The following is a 22,744-nucleotide window of genomic DNA, read 5'->3' on the forward strand; positions in this document are numbered from 1 at the left end:
GGCGTCTATAGCGCGTTTTATCCGTGCTGTGTATGGGGCCGGCGCATCGGCTTGCCACGATGCTCGAAGGGCACGATGACGGAGTGCCTGAACCGGCGGAGCTCGCTGATCCGACGCGAGAGCCGTCCGATCTCGCGCATCACTCTGGCGCGTGTGGATTTCATCGGCTCTTGCGTCGAGCCATTGGGCGGGGACCGTGTTTCACGGTCCTGACGGATCAGGCTCGGCAGTTGCGCCGTGCCCGGTCGCAGATGCTGTTCCTGGATGCACAAGGCCGGGCTGAGCTGGTAGACCACCCGGTCGGGCTTGGGTTGGAGTACCGGATCGAACAGCACATGGTCGACCGGAATGCCGATCTCCTCGGTCGCATCGAGAAGGGTGCTCGCGGCCTGTTTCGAGAGGATATAGCCAGCGCAACCGACATGGACCCCGTATAGCCTGCTGGCCGAAAATCCATGGCCGACGCCGCTGCGGCGTAGCCCGATAATGGTTTTCTGGAGAAAGGTTTCGAGCTTGACGATGTCGGCATCGGCCGGAACCCAGCTGCTGTCGGCAAGCAGCGGGCCGGCCCTCGCGGTGAACACGACGTCGTCCTCGAAGATGGCGCCATACGGGTCGTCACCCGCGGCAAGGATTGACCAGCACGCCCTGTGACTGAGCAGGCAGGCGACCTCGCTGTCGGCGAGCCGCCATGGCAGCGCGCCGGGTCGCATGGGCATCTGCGACAGATCCGGACGCTGCAAAGCGTCGACTGCCGCAATCCGCTCGAACGCGACGCCGATCCGGCCGAATTCGGCGATGACATGGGCCAGCCTGTCGGCGGATCGGTCGAGATTAATGACGAGGCATCTCATTGAGCGGATCGGGTCGGAAAAAGAAAGTGGCGGCGTGCATAGCATGGCCCGCGTGATCCGGTGCGGATTAATTTCCCGGCCTGCCAATCGATTGCCGCGCGCATGTGGAAAAACCGAAAGCTTGCCTCTTGACCTTCCAGTAACTGGAAGGACTACCTCCACTTTAAATTCGAGAACGCAGAGGCACTGGCCATGACCCATTCCGACCATCACCACCACCATGCGCATGGCGCAGCCTGCTGCTCCGGCAAGGACAGCAAGGCCACCGCCGACGCAGTGATTCGCGATCCGGTCTGCGGCATGATGGTCGATCCTGCCGCCGGCAAGCCGACGGCCGAACATGACGGCCGGAAATTCCATTTCTGCAGCGAGCGCTGCCGCGCGAAATTCGTTGCCGATCCTGAAATCCATCTGACCGCCACCGATCCCGTTTGCGGCATGAGCGTCGATCGCGCCGTTGCAAAGCATTTTTCGCGCCATGAAGGGCAGGGTTTCTATTTCTGTTCGGCGGGCTGTAAGGGCAAGTTCGATGCGGATCCGGCAAAATATCTCGCTGGCAGGCCCGAGCCGCAGCCGATGCCGAAGGGCACGCAATACACCTGCCCCATGCATCCCGAGATCGTCCGCGACAAGCCCGGTTCGTGCCCGATCTGCGGCATGGCGCTTGAGCCGATGGGCGTGCCGACCGGCGACGAAGGCCCGAATCCCGAGCTCGTCGATTTCACGCGCCGGCTCTGGGTCAGCGCGGTGCTCTCCGTGCCGTTGCTGATCATCGCCATGGCGCCGATGCTGGGCTTCAGCTTCGAAACCCTCATCGACGGCCGAACCAAGACATGGGCAGAACTGGCGCTGGCGAGCCCGGTGGTGCTGTGGGCGGCGTTTCCGTTCTTCCATCGCGGCTGGGAATCGATCCTCAACCGCAGCCCCAATATGTGGACGCTGATTTCGCTCGGCGTGGGCGCCGCCTATCTCTTCAGCCTCGTCGCGACGCTGTTCCCGGATGTCTTTCCGCATCAGTTCCGCGGTCATGACGGCGCTGTCCCGGTCTATTTCGAGGCCGCCGCCGTCATCGTCGCGCTGGTCTTTCTAGGCCAGGTTCTGGAACTCAGAGCCCGCGAGCGCACCGGCTCGGCCATTCGCGCGCTGCTCGACCTGGCGCCGAAGACAGCGCGGCTGATCGGCGCCGACGGCTCCGAGAAGGACGTGCCGCTCGATAGCGTCAAGTCCGGCGACCGGCTGCGCATCCGTCCCGGCGACGCCGTGCCGGTCGACGGCGTCGTGCTGGAGGGCCGCTCGGCGATCGACGAATCGATGATCACGGGCGAGCCGTTGCCGGTCGAAAAGACAGAAGGCGACGCGCTCACCGGCGGCACGCTGAACAAGAACGGCTCGCTGGTCATGCGCGCCGAGAAGGTCGGCGCCGAGACCACGCTGTCGCGCATCGTCGAGCTGGTCGCCAAGGCGCAGCGCTCACGCGCGCCAATCCAGGGTCTGGCCGACCGCGTCTCCTTCTATTTCGTCCCGGCCGTCGTGCTGGTCGCCATTCTCGCCTTCATCGCCTGGGCGATCCTGGGTCCCGAGCCCAGCCTGATCTTCGCCATCGTCTCGGCGGTCTCGGTGCTGATCATCGCCTGTCCCTGCGCGCTCGGCCTCGCGACCCCGATGTCGATCATGACGGCGACCGGGCGCGGCGCGCATGCCGGCGTGCTGATCAAGGAAGCGGCGGCGCTGGAGCGTTTTTCTTCCGTCGACACGCTGATCGTCGACAAGACCGGCACGCTGACGGAGGGCAAGCCGCGGCTCACCGATGTCGTCGCGGCCGAGGGCATCGACGAGAACGGGCTGCTGAGCCTCGCCGCCGCGCTCGAAAAGGGCTCGGAGCATCCATTGGCCGAGGCGATCGTCGAGGGCGCTGCCGCGCGCGGCCTGAAGCTGGCCGATGCGGCCGACTTCGAAGCCGTCACCGGCAAGGGCGTTTCGGGCACGGTTTCGGGCAGCAAGGTCGCGCTCGGCAACGCGGCGATGATGGCCGACCTCGGCATAGAGGCGCCGGCGGCCAGTGCCGAGACGATGCAGGCCGAAGGCAAGACGGCCATGTTCGTGGCGGTCGACGGCAGGTTCGCCGGCATCGTCGCTGTCGCCGATCCTGTAAAGGCAACGACGGCCGAGGCGATCAAGGCCCTGCATGACAAGGGCCTGCGCATCATCATGGCGACAGGCGACAACGAGCGCACGGCCAAGGCCATCGCCGGCAGGCTTGGCATCGACGAGGTGCGCGCCGGCCTGCTGCCCGATGGCAAGAGCGCGCTGGTGGAGGAACTGCGCCGCAAAGGCGCCACCGTTGCGATGGCCGGCGACGGCGTCAACGACGCGCCGGCGCTTGCCGGCGCCGATGTCGGCATCGCCATGGGCACCGGCGCCGATGTCGCTGTCGAGAGCGCCGGCATCACGCTGGTCAAGGGTGACCTGAACGGCATCGTCAGGGCGCGTACGCTTGCCCAGTCGACGCTGCGCAACATCCGGCAGAACCTGTTCTTTGCCTTCCTCTACAACGTGCTTGGCGTGCCGGTCGCGGCCGGCGTCCTTTACCCGGTCACCGGCATGCTGTTGTCGCCGATGCTGGCCGCGGCGGCGATGAGCCTGTCGTCGGTGTCGGTGATCGCCAACGCTTTGCGGCTGAGAACATTGAAACTCTGAGCAAAACCCCCAGATACGAAATCCAATCACGAAGGAGACCTGAATGACCTTGGCCAAGAAAATCGTGCTGCTGCTCATGGCCGCCGGAATGCTGCTTGCCGTCTTTCTCGAAAGCGTGCCGGCTTCGTCGGAGGAGATGAAGCACGACATGTCCAAGATGGCGATGGGCGCCCAGAGCCCGGCCACCGTCGGCTATGAGAAGGCGATGAAGAAGATGCACAAGGACATGATGATCAAATACACCGGCAATGCCGATGTCGATTTCGTTCGCGGCATGATCCCGCATCATCAGGGCGCCATCGACATGGCCAAGGTTGTGATCGCCAACGGCAAGGACCCGGAAATCCGCAAGCTCGCGGAAGGCGTCGTCGCGGCGCAGGAAGCCGAGATCAAGGAAATGCAGGACTGGCTCGCCAAGCATCCGGCGAACTAGGGCAATTCCAGGAAAAGTGTGCAGCGGTTAGGCTCGGCGCTTGCGGCGTAGCCCGCCGTCCGGAATTGCTAGAAACAAATACCTGGAGCGGTTCGGCGGTTCCGTGAAACGCTGAACCGCTCTAACCCACCCAGGGAAATCCGGGCGGCCAGGAGCCTCTACCGTCTGGATTTCCGGCTTTGGCTGTGCTGCGATCCGGCCTCACGCGGAGAAGGCCATGTCCCCGTCAATCAACCGCTCGTCGATCAGAACCCTAAAGCTGCCGTCGGGCGAAGCTGTTCCGGTGCTCGGCCAAGGCACCTGGAAGATGGGCGAGGACCGCCGCCGCCACGCCGATGAGGTCGCGGCGCTGAAGCTTGGTCTCGACCTCGGCATCACGCTGATCGACACCGCCGAAATGTATGCCAGCGGCGGAGCCGAGCAAGTGGTCGCCGAAGCCATCGATGGGCGCCGCGACGAAACTTTCCTGGTCTCCAAGGTGCTGCCTTCCAATGCTTCGCGCGCCGGCGTGAAACGCGCCTGCGAGAACAGCCTGAAGCGGCTCGCCACCGACCGCATCGACCTCTATCTGCTGCATTGGCCGGGCAGCGTGCCGTTGACCGAAACCGTCGAGGCTTTCGAGGCGCTGAAGGGCGAAGGCAAGATCCGCCACTGGGGCGTCAGCAATTTCGACACCGACGAGATGGAAGAGCTTGTCGGCTTGACCGCTGGCGGCAACGTTCAGACCAACCAGGTGCTCTACAATCTGTCACGGCGCGGTCCGGAGTTCGATCTCTCGCCATGGTGCGTGAAGCGCGGCGTTCCGCTGATGGCCTATTCGCCGGTCGAGCAGGGCGCGCTGGCGCGCAATGCACGGCTCGAAGCGGTCGCCACCCGCCACAACGCCACCGCCGCGCAGATCGCGCTCGCCTGGGTGATGGCGCAGGAAGGCGTCATCGCCATTCCGAAGGCCGGCCGCCAGGGGCACGTCCGCCAGAATGCCGCCGCGCTCGACATCGAGCTGACGCCTGAGGATTTCGCCGAGCTCGACCGCGCCTTCCCGCCGCCGACGCGCAAGCGCGGCCTGGAAATGATCTGACCGAAACCTGCATTCGCAATCGCGGTAAAGAGAGCAAGCGTTGGAACGAATTTCAGCCGGGCCGCATCACACGACCTACAAGATCGGGGACATCAGCGTCACCTCGCTGCGCGACGGCTATGTCGACATGCCGATCCGCCGGCTGCGCCAGCCGGGAGACAGGATATTCGACAGGGACCTCCCTACGCAGCTGCAGCTGGTCGATGGCGCGCTCAGGCTGTCCGTCAACGCTTTTGCGATCGACGACGGTCATGAAATCACGCTGATCGATACCGGCTCCTCGAACGCCTGGCACCCTACGATGGGCTTTCTGCCGCAGGCGCTGAGCGAGGCGAGGATCGCCGTCGATCGGATACGCACGGTTGCCTTTACCCACACGCACCTCGACCATATCCACGGGCTTATCCTTGCCGATGGTCGCGACGGTTTCCCGCAGCTCTCCCGCTTGCTTGTCCCTCGAGCCGAGCTCGACATGTTCCGGTCGGTAGCGAGGTTGAGCCGCTTCCACGATCAGGCAGAACCTTTGGACCCTGGACAGCACCTGAGCGCGGACATCGAGGCCGTCGCCGCTCCCGGCCACGAAATCGGTCACACCGGCTTTCGTGTCACGAGCGGCGGCGAAACCTTGCTGGCCTGGGGCGACCTGGTGCATGTGCCGTCGCTGCAGTTCGATCGGCCGGAGATCGCATGGGAGTTCGACGCCGACCAGGAGCAGGCGCGGGCGAGCCGCCTGCGGATATTGGCCCTTGCCGCCGACAACGCCTGGTGCGTGGCGGGAGCGCATCTCGATTCACCGGGCGTCGGCCGGATTCTTCGAACCGAAACGGGTTTCCGCTTCGAGCCCTTGTAGCGACTGGCCCTAGATATTGGCCGGCAGCCCAAGCCGCCTCCGCAGCCGCCGCAATGCCCTCGAAAACACGTCGAGGTCATTCGCGGCGCGGGCAAGCGTGAGCGCGCCCTGGATGGCGGCGACGGTTTCCTCGGCCAGCTCGCCGGCCTCGTCCGGTCGGTGCCCGGATCGCACCAGCGCTTCGGCGAGATGGGTGACCCAGCGGCCGAAATAGTCCCTTATTTGATCGGCGAAGAGATCGCGCGAGTCATCCAACGCGAAAGCGCCGATGAGGCAAACGCGGCGCCCCGAGCGGAAATAGCCGTCCGTCGCCGCGAACATGTGCCCGATCCCGGCCAGCGGATCGACGCTGTCGCGTAGCGGCGCAAAGACATTGTCTTCGAACCAGCCGTTGATATGGGCAATGACGGCTCTCGCCATCTCCTCCTTGCCGCCGGGAAAGAAGTGGTAGAGGCTTCCCTTGCCGAGCCCTGTCGCCTCGCCGATCAAGGCTAGGCTGGCACCCTCATAGCCATGCTCGCGGAAGACTTCGCCGATCATGGCCAAGAGGCCGTCGCGGTCGGGCGCGATCCTGCGCATTCGCGGGCGCTACAGTCCGAGTTCCGAAAGGCCGGGATGGTCGTCCGGCCGGCGCCCGAGCGGCCAATGATATTTCCGCTCGCGCTCAGTGATCGGCAGATCGTTGATGCTGGCAACACGGCGGCGCATCAGCCCGGCTTCGTCGAATTCCCAGTTCTCGTTGCCGTAGGAGCGGAACCAGTGGCCGCTGTCGTCGCGCCATTCATAGGCGAAGCGCACCGCGATGCGGTTGTCGTTCCAGGTCCACACTTCCTTGATGAGGCGGTATTCGAGCTCGCGCGCCCATTTGCGCGTAAGGAAGCCGACGATCTCGCCGCGGCCGGAGACGAATTCGGCCCGGTTCCGCCAGACGCTGTCCTCGGTATAGGCGAGCGAAACCCTTTCGGGATCGCGGCTGTTCCAGGCATCCTCGGCCAGCCGTGCCTTTTGCGCGGCGGTTTCAGCCGTGAAGGGTGGCAAAGGCGGACGGCTCATCGGGATCTCCTGTCAGTGAGTTGCTGATCAGGAGTATTGTACCGATTGGTACAATGTGTCAACACAGGGCTGGGTCTAGGATTTGGTCGCCAGCCCCTTCAGCCGATAGAGCGCCTCCAGCGCTTCGCGCGGCGTCATCTCGTCCGGATTGATCGCGCCGAGCGCTTCGCCCAGCGCATCGCTCTTCACCGGCTTCGGCGCCTCCCGCTTCACCGCCACCGAAAACAGCGGCAGGTCGTCGACCAGGCGGTTGGTCTTGCCCGAAACTTCGCCTTCCTCGAGCTGGTGCAGCACTTCCTTGGCGCGCGCCACGACCGCTTCCGGCAGGCCGGCGAGCCGCGCCACCTGCACGCCATAGGATCGGTCGGCGGCACCCTTGCCGACCTCGTGCAGGAAGACGACGTCACCCTCCCATTCCTTGACACGCATGGTGACGTTGGCGAGCCGGGGCAGCTTGCCGGCAAGCGCGGTCATCTCGTGGAAATGCGTGGCGAAGATCGCCCGGCAGCGGTTCTTCTCATGCAGATATTCCACCGCCGCCCAGGCGATCGACAACCCGTCGAAGGTCGCGGTGCCGCGGCCGATCTCGTCGAGGATGACCAGCGCCCGCTCGCCGGCCTGGTTGAGGATCGCCGCCGTCTCCACCATCTCGACCATGAAGGTCGAGCGGCCGCGCGCCAGATCGTCGGAGGCGCCGACGCGCGAGAACAGGCGGTCGACGACACCGATATGGGCGCTTTGCGCCGGCACGAACGAGCCGGTCTGGGCAAGGATGGCGATCAGCGCGTTCTGCCTCAGGAACGTCGATTTACCACCCATATTCGGACCGGTGAGCAGCCAGATCGCGCCGGCCTTGGCGCCGCCCTCGGGCGACAAGTCGCAATCGTTGGCGACGAAGGGCCCTTCGCCGGAACGCCTGAGCGCCTGTTCGACCACCGGGTGGCGCCCGCCGGCAATTTCGAAGGCGAGGCTGGCATCGACCAGCGGCCGGCACCAGCTTTCGCTTTCGGAAAGCAGCGCCAATGCCGCCGAGACGTCCAGAACGGCAAGCGCCTCGGCGCCGGCGCGGATGCTGTCCGCCGCACTCACCACTTCCGCCGTCAGCCGGTCGAAGGCGGCGAGCTCGATGCCGAGCGCCTTGTCGGCGGCGTTGGCGATCTTCGATTCCAGCTCCGCCAGTTCCGTCGTGGTGAAGCGCATGGCGTTGGCCATGGTCTGGCGATGGATGAAGCGCGCCTTGGCGGCGTCGTTGCCGGTCATGATCGAGTGATGGTTGGCGGTCACCTCGATGTAATAGCCGAGCACATTGTTGTGCCGGATCTTCAGCGAGCGGATGCCGGTCTCCTCGATCAGCGAACGCTCCAGCCCGGCGATCACCTTGCGCGATTCGTCGCGCAGCGCCCGCATCTCGTCGAGCTCGGTATTGTAGCCCGAGCGCACGAAGCCGCCGTCGCGCCTGATCAGCGGCAACTCGTCGTCGAGCGCTTCGCTGAGATGGCGGGCAAGCGCCTCGGGCAGGGCTCTGATCGCGGCAAGCGCGGCGGTGAGCTCGGCGGGCAGGGCGGCTGCCGCGAACAGTTCGGCAATGGCGCCCGCCGCCTCGAAGCCGGCGCGCAGCGCTCCCAGATCGCGCGGTCCGCCGCGGTTGAGCGCCAGCCGGGACAGCGCCCTCGGCATGTCGGCGACGCTTTTGAGGCTCGCCCGCAGGCCCTGGCAGAGCCGCGTCTCGGAGCGGAAGAAGGAGACCGAATCCAACCTTGCCGCGATCGCCGCCGGATCGGTCAGCGGCGCCATCAGCCGGTCGGCCAGCAATCGCGCGCCGCCGCCGGTCACCGTGCGGTCGATCGCCTTGAACAACGAGCCGTCGCGGCTGCCCGACAACGTGCGCAGCAATTCCAGATTGGCGCGCGTCGCCGGATCGATGAACAGCGTCGAGCCCTGCTCCTCGCGCTCGGGGCGCGACAAGGGCGGGCGCTCGGCCTTCTGCGTCTTTTCGACATAGGCAATCGTGCCGGAAATCGCCGACAGCTCGGCGCGCGAGAACGTGCCGAAACTGTCGGGCGTCGCGACCTCGAAGAAGCGCGCGATGCGGCTTGTGGCCGAAGCCGAATCGAACAGCGAAGGCGGCTGCGGATTGGCGACGCGGCCCAGCACGTCGAACACCGGCCTGAGCTCCGGATCGTGGAAAACCGGCTCGGCGACGATCAATTCGCGGGGGTCGACGCGGAAGATATCGGCAAGCAGCCGCTCGGCCGTCGTCTCGGCGACGCGGAAGGCGCCGGTCGAAATGTCGATCCATGCCAGGGCGAAGCTCGCCTGACTGGTCGCGGCACCGCCCCCCTTGACGCGGCCGAGCGCCATCAGGAAGCTCGATTCCGAGGGCGCGAGCAGCTTGTCCTCGGTGATGGTGCCGGGCGTGACCAGCCGCACCACGTCGCGCCGCACAACCGATTTGGAGCCGCGTTTCTTGGCTTCGGCCGGATCCTCGATCTGCTCGCAGACGGCGACGCGAAATCCTTGCGCGATCAGCTTCTGCAGATAGTCGTCCGCGGCATGCACCGGCACGCCGCACATCGGGATATCGTGGCCCTGGTGCTTGCCGCGCTTGGTCAAGACGATGCCGAGCGCCTGGCTCGCCTTCTCCGCGTCGTCGAAGAACAGCTCGTAGAAATCGCCCATGCGGTAGAACAGCAGCGAATCCGGGTTTGCCGCCTTGATCTCGATGAATTGCTCCATCATCGGCGTGACGCCGCCCGTGGCGGGCGAAGGCGTCGTCGTCTCCTGGGCGTCGATATCTGTCGGCATGTGCATGTTCATGCCGGGACGCTAGCAGATCGGCCAGCCGGGTTTAATGCCGGCCGCTCGAAAAGCAGGGGAAAGCCAGCAGCCCCTGCTGCCAGGTGCCGTCGCGGTGCCAAGCCGGAGTAACCGCATCCACATTGAATGAGCTTTGCCGGGCTTGCCGGTTTACAGCTGCCGCCTGTAGCCTTAGTCCTGAAATCCCAAAAGGAAGCATCCATTCAAGCGGTGCCGTGCAGGGCGAGGAAATCGAAAGCATCATGGCCAGGAAAACCGAAAGCAGCGGACCCTCCGTCAGTCCCGAGGAGGCGCTGGAATTCCACGCCATGGGGCGGCCCGGCAAGCTGGAGATCGTCGCCACCAAGCCGATGGCGACGCAACGCGATCTGAGCCTCGCCTATTCGCCGGGCGTCGCCGTCCCCGTGCGCGCCATCGCCGAGGATCCGAGCCGCGCCTTCGACTATACGACGCGCGGCAACATGGTCGCCGTCATCTCCAACGGCACCGCCATCCTCGGCCTCGGCAATCTCGGCGCGCTGGCCTCGAAGCCGGTGATGGAAGGCAAGTCGGTGTTGTTCAAGCGCTTCGCCGACGTCGATTCCATCGACCTCGAGGTCGATACCGAGGATGCCGACGAGTTCATCAACTGCGTGCGCTTCCTCGGGCCGTCCTTCGGCGGCATCAATCTCGAGGATATCAAGGCGCCGGAATGCTTCATCATCGAGCAGCGGCTGCGCGAGCTGATGGACATCCCCGTCTTCCACGACGACCAGCACGGCACCGCCATCATCTCGGCCGCCGGTTTGATCAACGCGCTGGAGGTCACCGGCCGCGACATGAAGACCACCAAGATGGTCTGCAATGGTGCGGGCGCCGCCGGCATCGCCTGCATCGAACTGATGAAGGCGATGGGCTTTGCGCCGGAAAACGTCATCCTGTGCGACACCAAGGGCGTCGTCTATCAGGGCCGTACCGAAGGCATGAACCAGTGGAAGTCGGCGCATGCGGTCAAGACCGAGGCGCGCAGCCTGGCCGAGGCGCTGGAGGGCTGCGACGTCTTCCTCGGCCTGTCCGCCAAAGGGGCGCTCACCACCGCCATGGTGCAGTCGATGGCGAAGAACCCGATCATCTTCGCCATGGCCAACCCCGATCCGGAGATCACGCCGGAGGAAGTGGCCGAGATCCGCACCGACGCCATCATGGCCACCGGCCGCTCGGACTATCCGAACCAGGTCAACAATGTGCTGGGCTTCCCCTATATCTTCCGTGGCGCGCTCGACGTGCGCGCCACCACCATCAATGACGACATGAAGATCGCCGCGGCCCGCGCCCTGGCCGAGCTGGCGCGCCAGGACGTGCCGGACGATGTCGCCGCCGCCTATCAGGGCAACCGGCCGAAATTCGGCCCCAACTACATCATCCCGGTGCCGTTCGATCCGCGCCTGATCTCGGCGATCCCGCTGGCGGTGGCCAAGGCCGCGATGGAATCCGGGGTCGCCCGCAAGCCGATCCTCGATCTCGACCGCTATGCGCAGGAACTGTCCGCCCGCCGCGACCCGATCGCCTCGACCTTGCAGCGCATCTACGACCGCGTGCGCCGCCAGCCCAAGCGCATCGTCTTCGCCGAGGGCGAGGAGGAGCAGGTGATGCGCGCCGCCGTCTCCTATGTGAACCAGCGGCTCGGCACCGCTATCCTGCTCGGCCGCGACGACGTCATCAAGGACAATGCCCGCAACGCCGGCATCGACTTGAACAAGCAGGGCCTGGAGATCATCAACGCCCGCCTGTCGCGCCGCAACGGCATCTACACCGACTATCTCTACGAGCGCATGCAGCGGAAGGGTTTCCTGTTCCGCGACTGCCAGCGGCTGATCAACAACGACCGCAACCATTTCGCCGCCTGCATGGTGGCGCTGGGCGATGCCGACGGCATCGTCACCGGCGTCACCCGCAACTATTCCACCGCGCTCGACGACGTGCGCCGCATCATCGACGCCAAGCCCGGCCACCGCGTCATCGGCGTCTCGATCGTGCTCGCGCGCGGCAGGACGGTGCTGGTCGCCGACACTGCCGTGCACGACATGCCGAACGCCGAGCAGATCGCCGACATCGCCGAGGAGGCGGCCGGCTTTGCCCGCCGCATGGGCTACGAGCCGAGGCTTGCCATGCTCGCCTACTCGACCTTCGGCCATCCACAGGGCGAGCGCTCCGAGCGCGTCCAGGAAGCGGTGCGCATCCTCGACAAGCGCCGCGTCGATTTCGAGTATGACGGCGAGATGGCCGCCGACGTGGCGCTGAATCCGCGCGCCATGGCGCAATATCCGTTCATCCGCCTGACCGGCCCGGCCAATGTCCTGATCATGCCGGCGTTCCACTCGGCCTCGATCTCGACCAAGATGCTGCAGGAGCTCGGCGGCTCGACCGTCATCGGCCCGCTGCTGGTCGGCCTGAACAAGCCGGTGCAGATCGTGTCGTTGAACGCCAAGGATAGCGACATCGTCAACATGGCGGCGATCGCGGCTTATACGGCGGGGAATTGAGCGGCCGTCGCAACCCTTCGGCGAACTGAAAAGCAGAAGGCCCGCGGTGATGCCGCGGGCCTTCTTTTCAGCTTGTGAGGTTCGATCAGAAATTGCGCTGGAAGCGGACGATGCCGCCGACGCTGTCTTTCTTGTTGGCCTTGGTCCAGTTGCCGTAGATGGAGGGATTGCCGAAATTGCCGTAGTGATCCCAATCAACTTCGGTCGTGACCGTGAAGCCAGGCACGATCGTGTAGGCGATGTTCGCGGCGAGAGCGTAATTCTTGTCGTCGTCGGCCGAAGCCTGGACGTTGAACGCGGTCTTGTCGTTGAACTTGTAAGTGCCGCCACCCCAGACGGCCCAGTTGCCGCCCCACGGCTTGTACTGGGTGCGGCCGTGGACGTCGATATTGTTGTTGACGTCGTCCTTGGAGTTATCGTCGGTGCCGTAGCCGCCCATGACGAACAGCGTCAGTTCCTTGGTGACGTTGACGTCCAGGCGAACCTTGCCGGAGACTTCCTCGTAGTTGCTGTCATAGGCCACGACGCCGGTGATCGCGCCCCAGTCGCCCTTGTACTTCAGGCCGCCGACGACATGCGGAACATAGCTGTCGATCGAGTTGATGCCGGTGCCTTCTTCGAGCGAGACGACGCCGGTGATGCCGTTGCCCGCGTCGAAATTGTACTGGACGACGTTGGTGTCCTTGATGCCGTACGGGATGATGGTGTCCTGGATGACGTTGCCGGCGTATCCGATGAACTGGTCATAGGCCGTTTCATCCTTACCGACGCGCAGGCCGCCGAGCTGGATCCAGGCGAAGTTGAGCGTGGTGCCCTTGTTGCCAGCCTGCCAGCCCGAGCCGGGGAACTGGTTATCATAGTCGCCAGAGGAGTTGCCGAACTGGAAGCGGGTCTCGGTGAAGGTCTTCAGCGTGCCGAGCTCGGTTTCCTGACCTGTATAGGTCCGCAGCGTGAAGCGCATGTTCTTGTAGTAGGTGTCGTGGCGATCACCGTCCATGTGGTCCTGGACGTTGTTGACGCCATCCAGCGTGCCGGCGTCGCCTACGCCCATGTCGTAGCGCAGATAGCCGCCGATGCGCAGGCAGGTCTCGGTGCCGGGAATGTAGAAGTAGCCCGAGCCATAGACGTCGCAGATCTTGACATATTCGGCCGGTTCCGGCTCGGCGACGGTCACCGCGTCGGCGGCACGGGCGCCCGAAACTGCGATCAGAGCCGCAGCGGAGCCGAGTAGAAGGCTCTTGATGTTCATTTTCTTGAATCTCCAGTCAAAGGTTCAAGACAGGCCTGACATGCCATTCGGCTTTTGCCACCCCCGTCCCCATCGTTGAAAAAGTACGCGCACCGGCGCCGCTTCTTCGCCTTGGACATGGCCTAATCGGTGGGCGCGCACAACAGAGATTGTGTCGGAAAGGCGGCTTTTCGACTCTTCTGGAAGTCTTGTTGCCCAAATATCACGTCACATATCTGCAAAGATGGGACATTCTGAACAATAAGTACAATCGAAACGGCCAAAAAACTGCATAATGTGCCAAATGTGCCAATTATTACAGTTTTATGACGGATGATTTGCCGAATAAATTTCTAAAACTGCGAACGAATGCGGAAAAATCGACTCCTGAAGCCAGGGTCAGGATAGCGTGCGTGCGGCGTGGAGCACATCCTCGACCATGTCTTCCCGCAACATCTCGATGGGGATGCGGCCTTCGAGCTCGGGCGAGGGCCGGGTCAGCCAGAACCAGGCCAGCCTCGGATTGGTGATCGCCGACAGCACCTCGCTTATGCCCGGAACCGGCCTGCCGTCGATGAACTGGGCCAGCGGGAAGACATGCTTGCGGCCGCCCTTGCGCAGCGCCACGACCTCGCCCCGCCTTTGCCAGCGATGCAGCGTCGAGCGCGGAATACGGAGCTTCTCTTCAAGATAGGTCGAGCCCGCGACCTCGCCGGCCCAGTCCTCGATCAGCATCGACTGGAGATCGGCGGCACGTTCCGCGATGCTCTGGGGCCTTCCTGCCTTCGGCGGCATGCGCTCGGAAGCCTGATCGGGCACAGGTGAATCCGCGCTCGCGATTCTGCCCGGCATCGTGCGGAAGAATTCGGAGACAAGCGCGGTCCAGTCGCCCTTGAATGAGTCGATTGCAACGCGCTGCGTCTGCGGCAGGAAGGGGAGGGCGGCCGCCACGCTGCCGGCGAGCACACTGGCTGAAACCAGGGCCTGGGCATCCAGCAGGACACCGTGCTGCATCAATGCCTGCTGCACGGCTTCGGTCACCAGGTCTGCCAGGGTCTCTTGCGAAATCCCCTCGGGCGGGGTCTGAAATCTGGTCATGCGTTCGTCTTGTGGCCCGCGCCCCTCCCCAGGCGCCGGCGATTGAAATTCTATCTCGGAAAGCAAGATTTGCGGCGGCAACGGACGCCGCGGCCCGGCAGGTTGCTGGCTCGCATCTTCACACCCCTGGTTCGGCGTGCCGAAATGTCAGTCGCGGAACGCCCATCCTGCGTGTAGGAGCGCTCTGTGACAGGGACGCGACAACCAGTGTTCTTCCTTCTCCCCTTGTGGGAGAAGGTGGCTCGGCGCGCAGCGCCGAGACGGATGAGGGGTGCTCCAGCTTGGCGCTGCCTACCCCTCACCCGGATTGCCATCCGATTTGTAAGGACAAATCGGGGCAATCTGACCTCTCCCACAAGGGGAGAGGTAAGAAACCTTAAAGCAGCCCGGCCTGCTCGGCCTCCTGGCGCAAACTCTGGCGCGGGCGCGGGCCGATCTGCTGGATCACCAGCCCGGCGGCCAGCGAGCCGAGATCGCCGCAATCCTTGAGGCTGCGCCCGGTCGTGTAGCCGAAAAGGAAGCCGGCGGCATAGAGATCGCCGGCGCCGGTCGTGTCGACCAGTTCCTTGATCTTCGTCGCCTCGATGATGACGGTCTCGTCGCCGCGCACGATGACCGAGCCTTTCTCGGAACGGGTGACAGCGGCTATTCTGCAATCCTTGCGGATGGCGGCGAGCGCCTCCTCGAAGGAAGCGGTCTGGTAGAGCGACTTGATCTCGTGGCTGTTGGCAAAGACGATGTCGACGGTGCCCGAACGCATCAGCTCGAGAAACTCGTCGCGATAGCGGTCGACGCAGAATGAGTCCGACAGCGTCATCGACACTTCGCGGCCCGCCGCATGCGCCAGCTTCGCCGTCTGGCGGATGGCTTCCTTGGCGCGTGGCGGATCCCACAGATAACCCTCGAAATAGGTCACCTTGGCGCCGGCCGCCTTGTCGGCCTCGACATCCTCCGGGCCGAGCTCGACGCAGGCGCCGAGATAGGTGTTCATCGAACGCTCGCCGTCTGGCGTGACGAAGATCATCGAGCGCGCCGTCGGCGGCTCGCCCTCGAGCGGCCCGGTATCGAAGGCCACGCCCTGCGCCTGGATGTCGTGCGTGTAGATTTCGCCCAGCGCGTCCTTCGACACCTTGCCGAAGAAGGCGGCCCGTCCGCCGAGGCTGGCGACGCCGGCCGCGGTGTTGCCGGCGCTGCCGCCGGAAGCCTCGATCGCCGGGCCCATGCGGCTGTAGAGCAGTTCGGCGCGCTTGGCGTCGATGAGGTTCATCGCGCCCTTGATGATGCCGTTGGTTTCGAGAAAGGCCTCGTCGCATTGCGCGATGATGTCGACAATGGCATTGCCGATGCAAAGCACGTCATATTCCGGCATCAAAATCTCCGCCAAGGAACCACCCGGCTATCTGGCATGCCGGCCGGGCGCGGGTCTAGCGAGTTGGCACTGTTTTGCCTACCCCGAAAATCGCCGCTGCCTTCCACGATGCCGGCGTTGACGCCGACTGTTCGCCGGCTGCGGCAGCGTTCGCACTTGACTGGCCCATCCCAGTTGAAGTGTTGGCGGCTATCGTTCCACCGCGATCGAAACATTTCCGCCGCGTCACGAGCTAGAAGCGGACCGTTCCAGGCTGAAGGCGCCGACCACCAATGTCCGAAAAGACCGAAATAACCACCGAACTGGCGCTGCTCGGCTTCCTCGCGGTGCTGTGGGGCGCCTCCTACACCTTCATCAAGATCGGCGTCGAGACGATCCCACCGATAAGCTTCATTGCCGGTCGCACTCTAATCGCCGGCTGCATCCTTTTGGCCATCATCCGCTGGCGCGGCCTCGCCATGCCGCGGGACGCGCTGAACTGGCGCCGCTTCATGTTCCAGGCATGCCTCAACAGCGTCATCCCGTTCACGCTGATCGCCGCCGCCGAGCGTTCGATCGATGCCGGCCTAGCTACCATCCTCAACGCGACGTCGCCGATTTTCACCTTCCTGCTGACGGCGCTGATCACCCGCCATGAGCCGGTCACATCGCGCAAGCTGGTCGGCGTCGGCGCCGGAATTGCCGGCATATGCCTGATCGTCGGGACCGGGGCGCTGGACGGCATCGGCCATCAATTATGGGCGCAGCTTGCCGTCGTCGCCGCCACCATCTGCTATGCGGGCGCTGCCATATTCGGTCGCAACTTCAAGGGACTGGACCCGATGGTGCCCGCGGCCGGTTCGATGATCTGCGGCGCCGCGATCCTGATTCCGCTGAGCCTCGTCTTTGACAGGCCCTGGACATTGGCGCCGTCGAGCGCGTCGATCCTGGCCTTGCTCGGCCTGTCGATCTTCTCCACCGCGCTCGCCTTCTCGATCTTCTTTCGCCTGATCCACACGCTGGGCTCGGTCGGCACCACCTCGCAGGCCTATCTGCGCGTGCCGATCGGCGTCGGCATCGGCGCCGTCTTCCTCGGCGAGAGCCTGGGGCCGGCGGCCTGGGTCGGCATGGGCTTTGTCGTCGCCGGCGTCGCGGCCATGACCATTCCCGCCCGGCGGGTCAGGGCAATCCCAGGAAAGGCGTGAAACGGTTGGACTCGGGCCCTTTGCCATAGCCTCTGATGGACCTCTCTCAGCTGGCGCAACAGTTGCGCCGGCCGCCGTCGCCGCCTATGTCGGGGGCGTCGTTTCTCGTTGAGGGGTCTGCACCCGCCGTGATCCTGGACGCCGCCCGCGCCGCCGCCAGCAGGCTGTTCTCGCCTGAATTCCGCTCCGTCTTCCTGAAGACGCTGGGGCTGACGCTGCTCGCCCTGCTGGCGTTGTGGGTCGGTCTGGAGAGCCTGCTCGAATGGCTGGCCTGGCCGTGGCTGCAGAGCCTGCTGCCGGGCCTGCCGTCCTGGGCCGGATGGCTCAGCGCCATCATCGCCGGCATCGTTCTGGCAGTAGGCATGGCCTTGCTCATCGCGCCGGTGACGGCGATCGTCGCCGGTCTGTTCCTCGACGACGTCGCCGAAGTGGTCGAGCGTACCGACTACCCTAGCGATCCGCCCGGCAAACCCGTGCCGGCGCTGCATTCGCTTGTGCTGGCGATCAAGTTCTTCGGCGTGGTCGTCCTCGGCAACATCGTGGCGCTGCTTTTGCTTCTGGTGCCGGGCATAAACATCGCCGCCTTCTTCGTCGTCAACGGCTATCTGCTTGGCCGGGAATTCTTCGAATTCGCCGCCATGCGGTTTCGCCCCGAGGCGGAGGCCAAGGCGCTGCGCCGCAAATATGCCGGCACGGTGTTCCTGGCCGGATTGGTCATCGCCGTGTTCCTCGCCGTACCGCTGCTCAACCTGCTGACGCCGCTATTCGCGGCCGCCATGATGGTGCACCTGCACAAGGCGGTGTCGGCGCGGCAGCCGGCATGACCCAATTCCTGGTCAGTCTCCGTTCTTGCCGAACAGCGCCTGCAGCTTGCCGAACGGCATCGCCGCGCGAGTGAAGCCGAACGTGCCATCCTGCTGGATTTCGCGCGCCGCACTCTCCAGCATGCCATAAGCGTAGTTGGTCAGCCACGGCCCGAGCGATACGCGCTTGACGCCGGCCGTGGCGAGGTCGGCGACGGTGAAGCCCGGCCGCGCCATCACGTTGACCGGCCGGCTCACCGACGAGCAGATCGTGCGCACCGTCTCGACGTCGCCGATGCCCGGCGCATAAAGCACGTCGGCGCCGGCTTTCTCGAAGGCCTGCAGCCGCTTGATGGTGTCGTCGAGATCGGTCTTGCCCCACAGGAAATTCTCGGCCCGCGCGGTGAAGACGAAATCGCGCTTGAGCGCCCGGGCCGCCTCGACGGCGGCGGCGACGCGCTCGACGGCGTGCGAGAAATCATAGATCGGATTGGCGGCATCGCCGGTGTGGTCCTCAATTGAACAGCCGGCGAGGCCGGCGGCTTCGGCCGCGAAAATGGTCTCGGCCGCCTGTTCGGCGCTGTCGCCCTTGCCGCGTTCGAGATCGGCCGACACCGGCAGGTCGGTCGCCGCCGTCACCTCGCGGCAATGGTGGATCATTGCCTCGAAGGTCACGCCGCCGTCCGGCAGGCCGCGTGAGAAGGCGAAACCGGCGCTGGTCGTCGCCAGCGCCTTGAAGCCGAACGAGCCCAGAAGCTTGGTCGTGCCGACATCCCAGGGGTTGGGCATGACGAAGGTGGAGGCATGCAGGTCACGAAAAATCTTACCCTTGTCCATGGCGGGTCCTCAATCACGAGCGGGGTTGTGAGAGGAATTTATCGCGGCCGCTCGAAGCGGGCAAACGAATGCGCTTGGATCAGAAGCGTTTCTCGTTCTCTGCTGACAAACGTTTGAGGGCGTTTGAATTCGCCACGTAGCGCGACGTTTTCTTGTCCCAACGGTAGGTGACGGAGATATCTTTCGATGACGCCTTCGGTGGCGCATCGTCGCAGCTGTCCCCGCTCGGTATCGTGGCGTCGGTCACCGTGACCTTGAAGGCTGCATACGGCTGCCCGCCCGCAATGGTGCGGAAAGCGACGTCCTGCTTGCGGCTGTAGGCGCACAGTCTTTCGTCGAACGTGTAGATCAAGTCGATCAGCTCGAACTTGTCGTTGCGCACCATGATCAGCGGCGTGATCACATAGCCCTGGCTCGAATTGAAATGCGTGCTCATGGTGATGAGCACATCGTCACCGGCGCCCACCGAAAGCTTGTTTGGTTCGCGGAAATAGGTGCTGCGGTCGAGGGCGACATTGACCGCGTCGAGCAGCGCCGGCTTGCCGGTCAGATCGTAGAGCGCCAGCACCGCATAGCCCTCGGCGCTGTCGGGAGAGTCGCCAAGATCGAACAGCATGGTCAGCCGGTCCTTACCGCCGGCCTTGATGGCAAGCACGGCGGCATTGGGCAGGCTCGATGTCTCGGGTGGCGAGCCACCGCTGTCCGGACCCTCGATGTGGCGCATCTCGATCGGCAAGGTGCCGTGGTAGAGCCCGTCGGCGTTCGATGCCAGGTCGGGGAAGACCATCCTGGCGAGATCGAGATAGGTGACGTCCTTGTGGCCCGAGATGGCGCTGCCAAGGTCCGGAAAGGTGACCTCTTCCGCGGTTGCCGTAGCCAATAGCCAGAACAGAAGCGAAAGAGCGAATGCGAGGCGAAGCAGGGTCGATTTCATGCGTGGGAGCCGCCGGCTGTCTGACGGCTACAGGCTAGCACGGAAGATTTCGCCGTAAAGCCGAGTGCCGGATCAAAGGACCGGCACCAACCTGGCCAGTTCGCGCATGTCGTCGAACAGAATACCACCGGCCGCAGCCAGGCCGTCGCGGTCGGAGAGCGGATCGGCATGGTAGGAGAACACCCGCATGCCGGCGGCAATGCCGGCCTGCGTTCCGGCGACGCTGTCCTCAATGACGATACAGTCGGCCGGCGCAAAACCCATCGTCTTGGCCGCATGCAGGAAGAGGTCCGGGAACGGCTTGCCGCGGCTGACCATGGTGGCCGAGAACATGGCGTGCTCGAACAGCGGCAGCAGCCCGGTCTGGCCGAGCGTGATGTGCATCTTCGAGACCCGCGCCGAGGAGGCGACGCAATAGGCGATGCCGGCCGCGCGGACGGCCTCGACGAACTCCCGCACATGGGGGATCGCCTCGACACCATGCGAAAAGAGATCCGGCAGGCCGGCATTCCAGCGATCGACGAAGTCGGCGCCGAGGCGGGCCTCTGTCGTCTCTTCGATCTCTTTCTGCACCGAGACCATGCTGCGGCCGGAAAAATGCTTGCGGCAATATTCGAAGCTGGTCGCAAAACCGGCGGCGCTCAGCCATTCGGCGAGGCGCCGATTGGCAAGGTTTTCCGTATCGACCAGAACCCCGTCACAGTCGAAAATAACGAGCTTAGGTATTGCCATTCAAGCGGTGCCGGTCGATCCGAAACCGCCTGCGCCGCGCGTCGTGCCGCCGGCCAGCGCGCGCTCCTCGACCGTAACCTGGGTCACGGTGGCGAAGACGATCTGGGCGATGCGCATGCCGCGCGTCACCGAGAAATCCTCGTCGCCGAGATTGACGAGCAGCACCTTCACCTCGCCACGATAGTCGCTGTCGACCGTGCCGGGCGAGTTGAGGACGGTGAGGCCATGCTTGAAGGCAAGGCCGGAGCGCGGCCTCACCTGACCTTCCATGCCTTCGGGGATTTCCAGGACGAGTCCGGTCGGAACCAGTGCCCGCTTTCCAGGCAGGATGAGCAGCGGCCGGTCTTCCGGCACCGCGGCCCGCAAATCCATGCCCGCCGCGCCCGCGCTCTCATAGGCCGGCAGGGGCAGGCCCTCGCCATGCGGAAGCCTGACGAAACCGACGGTGGGGCCGATGACGGAGGAAGAATGGACAGCCGTGCGCATGAGCGCATTCCTATCGGCGCGAATCCCGATTCGGTCAACTCTGGCATAGGCCTATCAACGGCTTTTCTTTGGTGTCCGGTCTCAGCGACCTCAGCGCAGTTCCACCGGCACCACGGTCGTCTCCTTGATCTCCTCCATGACGAAGGAGGCCGAGACATCCGACAGCGCCACCTTGGCGATCAGCCGTTGGTAGAGCCTGTCATAGGCCTTCACGTCGGCGACGCGGGCCCTCAGCACATAGTCGAGGTCGCCCGACATGCGGTAAACGCCGGTGATCTCGGCAAAGCCGGTCACCGCCGCGCGGAATTTCTGCAGCCAGTCCGGGTCGTGGTTGGAGGTGCGGATCAGAATGAAGACGGAGAGGCCGAGGCCGAGCTTGTCGGCATCGACCAGCGCGACGCGGCCGGTGATGACGCCATCCTCCTCCAACCGCTTGACGCGTCGCCAGCAGGCATTGCGCGACAGCGCCACCCGCTCCGACAACTGGTCGACCGAAAGCGTGCCGTCGCGCTGCAGCTCGGCCAGCAATCTTCGATCAATCTCATCAATATCGGTCGCCATATTGGGATGAATGTCCCATCAGATAGCCAAAAGCAAGGACGATTTGGGACCGATGAACCAAAGCCATGTGGCAAGATACTCACCATCGGGGCTCATCCCGGCAGGAGGGATCACCATGACGACACGGCTTACGGCACTGTTCACCGCTCACCCGGAGAAGGTCGGCGAGACCTATTTCGGCCACATGGCCTTTGCCGCCTGGTTCTGTTCGCGCCTGTCGATGGCGGCGGGCGCCGCGCTCGTTCACGCTTTCTTGCCATTTCTGTTCGAAACTACGGCGAGCCGAATTGTTCGCGAGCTCTATGAGCGCACGCACAACCGAGGCTCACATGCGGTCAAGGAGCCGGCGGCTCTGATGGATCGCGCCTGATAGATGGTGGAAAGCGATGTGCCGGTGGGCGGCCTATCTCGGTGAAGCGGTCTTCCTCGAAGACATCATCACCGCGCCCTGCCATTCGCTGATTGCCCAGAGCCACTGCGCCCAGGAAGCCAAGTCGCCGACCAATGGCGACGGTTTTGGTCTGGCCTGGTATGGCGACCGGCCTGAGCCCGGCCTTTATCGCGACATCCTGCCGGCGTGGTCCGATCCCAATCTGAAAAGCCTGTGCCGGCAGATCAAATCCGGCTTGTTCCTCGCTCACGTACGCGCCTCGACCGGCGGCGCCACCAGCCGCATGAACTGCCATCCCTTTATCTCCGGGCGCTGGTCGTTCATGCATAACGGCCAGATCGGCGGCTTCGAAAAGATCCGCCGCGCGCTGGAAAACTCGCTTTCCGACGACGTCTTCGACCAGCGCGAAGGCACCACCGATTCAGAGCTCTTTTTCCTGCTGATGATCGACCAGGGGCTGGCGACCGACCCGCAAGGCGCGGTCGCGCGCGCGACCGGCCGGGTTGTCGAGGCCGCGCGCCGCGCCGGCATCGAACCGGCATTGAAACTGACCGCGGCCTTTTCCGATGGCGAAACGCTCTACGCCGTGCGTTACGCCACCGACGACCATGCGCCGACGCTCTATGCCGGCGCCTTCGCCAGGCGCGCCGGCCATTGCATCGTCTCCGAACCCTTCGACCGCGACGGTGGTGAATGGCAGGCGATCCCGCCCTCGAGCTTCGTCACCATGACGAGGGATGGCACCAGCATCTGGCCATTTGCGCCGGCAGCGGCTCCGCTGGCGCTGGCGGGCTGAGCCGCAATTTCGATCAAGCAC

The 22,744-nt window shown here is 64.5% G+C and carries 21 protein-coding genes; 9 read left to right on the plus strand and 12 right to left on the minus strand.

What is annotated here, in order from left to right:
• Positions 1-17 precede the first annotated feature (17 nt).
• Positions 18-1,082, minus strand: coding sequence for a glycosyltransferase family 25 protein (locus tag KVT37_RS08620; protein WP_254633876.1), 1,065 nt, complete (start codon positions 1,080-1,082; stop codon positions 18-20).
• On the opposite strand from KVT37_RS08620, the gene KVT37_RS08625 reads away from it, so the two are divergent.
• The 4 genes from KVT37_RS08625 to KVT37_RS08640 all read left to right on the plus strand — a co-directional run bounded on the left by KVT37_RS08625 (position 1,047) and on the right by KVT37_RS08640 (position 5,912).
• A complete protein-coding gene (locus tag KVT37_RS08625) occupies positions 1,047-3,551 on the plus strand; it encodes a heavy metal translocating P-type ATPase (protein WP_217571664.1) in 2,505 nt (834 codons plus the stop codon). The genes KVT37_RS08620 and KVT37_RS08625 overlap by 36 nt on opposite strands.
• Positions 3,552-3,594: 43 nt before the next feature.
• Positions 3,595-3,984: a DUF305 domain-containing protein gene (locus KVT37_RS08630; protein WP_217571666.1), complete on the plus strand. Its 390-nt coding sequence runs from the start codon at positions 3,595-3,597 to the stop codon at positions 3,982-3,984.
• A 217-nt stretch (positions 3,985-4,201) separates the two neighbouring features.
• A complete protein-coding gene (locus KVT37_RS08635) occupies positions 4,202-5,062 on the plus strand; it encodes an aldo/keto reductase (protein WP_217571668.1) in 861 nt (286 codons plus the stop codon).
• A gap of 40 nt (positions 5,063-5,102) precedes the next feature.
• Positions 5,103-5,912 (plus strand): MBL fold metallo-hydrolase, encoded by an 810-nt coding sequence (locus KVT37_RS08640; RefSeq protein ID WP_217571670.1) that lies wholly within the window; start codon positions 5,103-5,105, stop codon positions 5,910-5,912.
• 9 nt (positions 5,913-5,921) lie between these two features.
• Here KVT37_RS08640 and KVT37_RS08645 read toward each other — a convergent pair whose 3' ends face one another.
• The 3 genes from KVT37_RS08645 to mutS form a co-directional block, all read right to left on the minus strand.
• The gene (locus KVT37_RS08645) at positions 5,922-6,491 is read right to left on the minus strand and encodes a TetR/AcrR family transcriptional regulator (RefSeq protein WP_217571672.1); all 570 of its coding nucleotides are present in this window, start codon (positions 6,489-6,491) and stop codon (positions 5,922-5,924) included.
• Between the two features lie 9 nt (positions 6,492-6,500).
• Positions 6,501-6,965, minus strand: a complete 465-nt coding sequence (locus KVT37_RS08650; RefSeq protein WP_217571675.1) for a nuclear transport factor 2 family protein — start codon at positions 6,963-6,965, stop codon at positions 6,501-6,503.
• Between the two features lie 75 nt (positions 6,966-7,040).
• A complete protein-coding gene (mutS, locus tag KVT37_RS08655; RefSeq protein WP_217571677.1) occupies positions 7,041-9,782 on the minus strand; it encodes a DNA mismatch repair protein MutS in 2,742 nt (913 codons plus the stop codon).
• A gap of 242 nt (positions 9,783-10,024) precedes the next feature.
• On the opposite strand from mutS, the gene KVT37_RS08660 reads away from it, so the two are divergent.
• The gene (locus KVT37_RS08660; protein ID WP_217571679.1) at positions 10,025-12,304 is read left to right on the plus strand and encodes an NADP-dependent malic enzyme; all 2,280 of its coding nucleotides are present in this window, start codon (positions 10,025-10,027) and stop codon (positions 12,302-12,304) included.
• 85 nt (positions 12,305-12,389) lie between these two features.
• Here KVT37_RS08660 and KVT37_RS08665 read toward each other — a convergent pair whose 3' ends face one another.
• The 3 genes from KVT37_RS08665 to KVT37_RS08675 all read right to left on the minus strand — a co-directional run bounded on the left by KVT37_RS08665 (position 12,390) and on the right by KVT37_RS08675 (position 15,999).
• Complete coding sequence (locus tag KVT37_RS08665) at positions 12,390-13,553, minus strand: porin (protein ID WP_217571681.1); 1,164 nt, start codon at positions 13,551-13,553, stop codon at positions 12,390-12,392.
• A 378-nt stretch (positions 13,554-13,931) separates the two neighbouring features.
• The gene (locus tag KVT37_RS08670) at positions 13,932-14,630 is read right to left on the minus strand and encodes an antitoxin Xre/MbcA/ParS toxin-binding domain-containing protein (RefSeq protein ID WP_217571683.1); all 699 of its coding nucleotides are present in this window, start codon (positions 14,628-14,630) and stop codon (positions 13,932-13,934) included.
• 376 nt (positions 14,631-15,006) lie between these two features.
• The gene (locus KVT37_RS08675; RefSeq protein ID WP_217571692.1) at positions 15,007-15,999 is read right to left on the minus strand and encodes an adenosine kinase; all 993 of its coding nucleotides are present in this window, start codon (positions 15,997-15,999) and stop codon (positions 15,007-15,009) included.
• A gap of 272 nt (positions 16,000-16,271) precedes the next feature.
• Between KVT37_RS08675 and KVT37_RS08680 the strand changes: the two genes are divergently transcribed.
• Both KVT37_RS08680 and KVT37_RS08685 read left to right on the plus strand, forming a co-directional pair.
• On the plus strand, positions 16,272-17,183 hold the full coding sequence (locus KVT37_RS08680) for a DMT family transporter (RefSeq protein WP_217571694.1): 912 nt from the start codon (positions 16,272-16,274) through the stop codon (positions 17,181-17,183).
• A gap of 128 nt (positions 17,184-17,311) precedes the next feature.
• Positions 17,312-18,007, plus strand: coding sequence for a sulfate transporter family protein (locus tag KVT37_RS08685; protein WP_217571696.1), 696 nt, complete (start codon positions 17,312-17,314; stop codon positions 18,005-18,007).
• A gap of 12 nt (positions 18,008-18,019) precedes the next feature.
• Here the strand turns inward: KVT37_RS08685 and KVT37_RS08690 are convergent, their stop codons facing one another.
• From KVT37_RS08690 to KVT37_RS08710, 5 genes are all read right to left on the minus strand, one after another.
• Positions 18,020-18,823: an isocitrate lyase/phosphoenolpyruvate mutase family protein gene (locus KVT37_RS08690; protein ID WP_217571698.1), complete on the minus strand. Its 804-nt coding sequence runs from the start codon at positions 18,821-18,823 to the stop codon at positions 18,020-18,022.
• A gap of 79 nt (positions 18,824-18,902) precedes the next feature.
• On the minus strand, positions 18,903-19,757 hold the full coding sequence (locus tag KVT37_RS08695; protein ID WP_217571700.1) for a hypothetical protein: 855 nt from the start codon (positions 19,755-19,757) through the stop codon (positions 18,903-18,905).
• Between the two features lie 72 nt (positions 19,758-19,829).
• Positions 19,830-20,489, minus strand: a complete 660-nt coding sequence (locus tag KVT37_RS08700; RefSeq protein WP_217571702.1) for an HAD family phosphatase — start codon at positions 20,487-20,489, stop codon at positions 19,830-19,832.
• A complete protein-coding gene (dut, locus tag KVT37_RS08705) occupies positions 20,490-20,975 on the minus strand; it encodes a dUTP diphosphatase (protein WP_217571704.1) in 486 nt (161 codons plus the stop codon).
• 90 nt (positions 20,976-21,065) lie between these two features.
• Positions 21,066-21,536 (minus strand): Lrp/AsnC family transcriptional regulator, encoded by a 471-nt coding sequence (locus KVT37_RS08710; protein ID WP_217571705.1) that lies wholly within the window; start codon positions 21,534-21,536, stop codon positions 21,066-21,068.
• Positions 21,537-21,651: 115 nt separating this feature from the next.
• Here KVT37_RS08710 and KVT37_RS08715 point away from each other — a divergent pair, with 115 nt between their 5' ends.
• On the plus strand, positions 21,652-21,906 hold the full coding sequence (locus KVT37_RS08715; RefSeq protein ID WP_112128153.1) for a DUF6356 family protein: 255 nt from the start codon (positions 21,652-21,654) through the stop codon (positions 21,904-21,906).
• Between the two features lie 16 nt (positions 21,907-21,922).
• Complete coding sequence (locus KVT37_RS08720; RefSeq protein WP_217571707.1) at positions 21,923-22,723, plus strand: class II glutamine amidotransferase; 801 nt, start codon at positions 21,923-21,925, stop codon at positions 22,721-22,723.
• The last annotated feature ends 21 nt before the right edge of the window (positions 22,724-22,744 follow it).

Source organism: Mesorhizobium sp. GbtcB19, assembly GCF_019091085.1.
Taxonomy (GTDB): domain Bacteria; phylum Pseudomonadota; class Alphaproteobacteria; order Rhizobiales; family Rhizobiaceae; genus Mesorhizobium.

Coding starts and splice junctions, on each gene's coding strand:
- KVT37_RS08625 (WP_217571664.1), top strand. CDS start 1,047: ATGACCCATTCCGACCATCACCACCACCATGCGCATGGCGCAGCCTGC.
- KVT37_RS08620 (WP_254633876.1), bottom strand. CDS start 1,082: ATGCGCATGGTGGTGGTGATGGTCGGAATGGGTCATGGCCAGTGCCTC.
- KVT37_RS08630 (WP_217571666.1), top strand. CDS start 3,595: ATGACCTTGGCCAAGAAAATCGTGCTGCTGCTCATGGCCGCCGGAATG.
- KVT37_RS08635 (WP_217571668.1), top strand. CDS start 4,202: ATGTCCCCGTCAATCAACCGCTCGTCGATCAGAACCCTAAAGCTGCCG.
- KVT37_RS08645 (WP_217571672.1), bottom strand. CDS start 6,491: ATGCGCAGGATCGCGCCCGACCGCGACGGCCTCTTGGCCATGATCGGC.
- KVT37_RS08650 (WP_217571675.1), bottom strand. CDS start 6,965: ATGAGCCGTCCGCCTTTGCCACCCTTCACGGCTGAAACCGCCGCGCAA.
- mutS (WP_217571677.1), bottom strand. CDS start 9,782: ATGAACATGCACATGCCGACAGATATCGACGCCCAGGAGACGACGACG.
- KVT37_RS08660 (WP_217571679.1), top strand. CDS start 10,025: ATGGCCAGGAAAACCGAAAGCAGCGGACCCTCCGTCAGTCCCGAGGAG.
- KVT37_RS08665 (WP_217571681.1), bottom strand. CDS start 13,553: ATGAACATCAAGAGCCTTCTACTCGGCTCCGCTGCGGCTCTGATCGCA.
- KVT37_RS08670 (WP_217571683.1), bottom strand. CDS start 14,630: ATGACCAGATTTCAGACCCCGCCCGAGGGGATTTCGCAAGAGACCCTG.
- KVT37_RS08675 (WP_217571692.1), bottom strand. CDS start 15,999: ATGCCGGAATATGACGTGCTTTGCATCGGCAATGCCATTGTCGACATC.
- KVT37_RS08680 (WP_217571694.1), top strand. CDS start 16,272: ATGTCCGAAAAGACCGAAATAACCACCGAACTGGCGCTGCTCGGCTTC.
- KVT37_RS08690 (WP_217571698.1), bottom strand. CDS start 18,823: ATGGACAAGGGTAAGATTTTTCGTGACCTGCATGCCTCCACCTTCGTC.
- KVT37_RS08695 (WP_217571700.1), bottom strand. CDS start 19,757: ATGAAATCGACCCTGCTTCGCCTCGCATTCGCTCTTTCGCTTCTGTTC.
- KVT37_RS08700 (WP_217571702.1), bottom strand. CDS start 20,489: ATGGCAATACCTAAGCTCGTTATTTTCGACTGTGACGGGGTTCTGGTC.
- dut (WP_217571704.1), bottom strand. CDS start 20,975: ATGCGCACGGCTGTCCATTCTTCCTCCGTCATCGGCCCCACCGTCGGT.
- KVT37_RS08710 (WP_217571705.1), bottom strand. CDS start 21,536: ATGGCGACCGATATTGATGAGATTGATCGAAGATTGCTGGCCGAGCTG.
- KVT37_RS08715 (WP_112128153.1), top strand. CDS start 21,652: ATGACGACACGGCTTACGGCACTGTTCACCGCTCACCCGGAGAAGGTC.
- KVT37_RS08720 (WP_217571707.1), top strand. CDS start 21,923: ATGTGCCGGTGGGCGGCCTATCTCGGTGAAGCGGTCTTCCTCGAAGAC.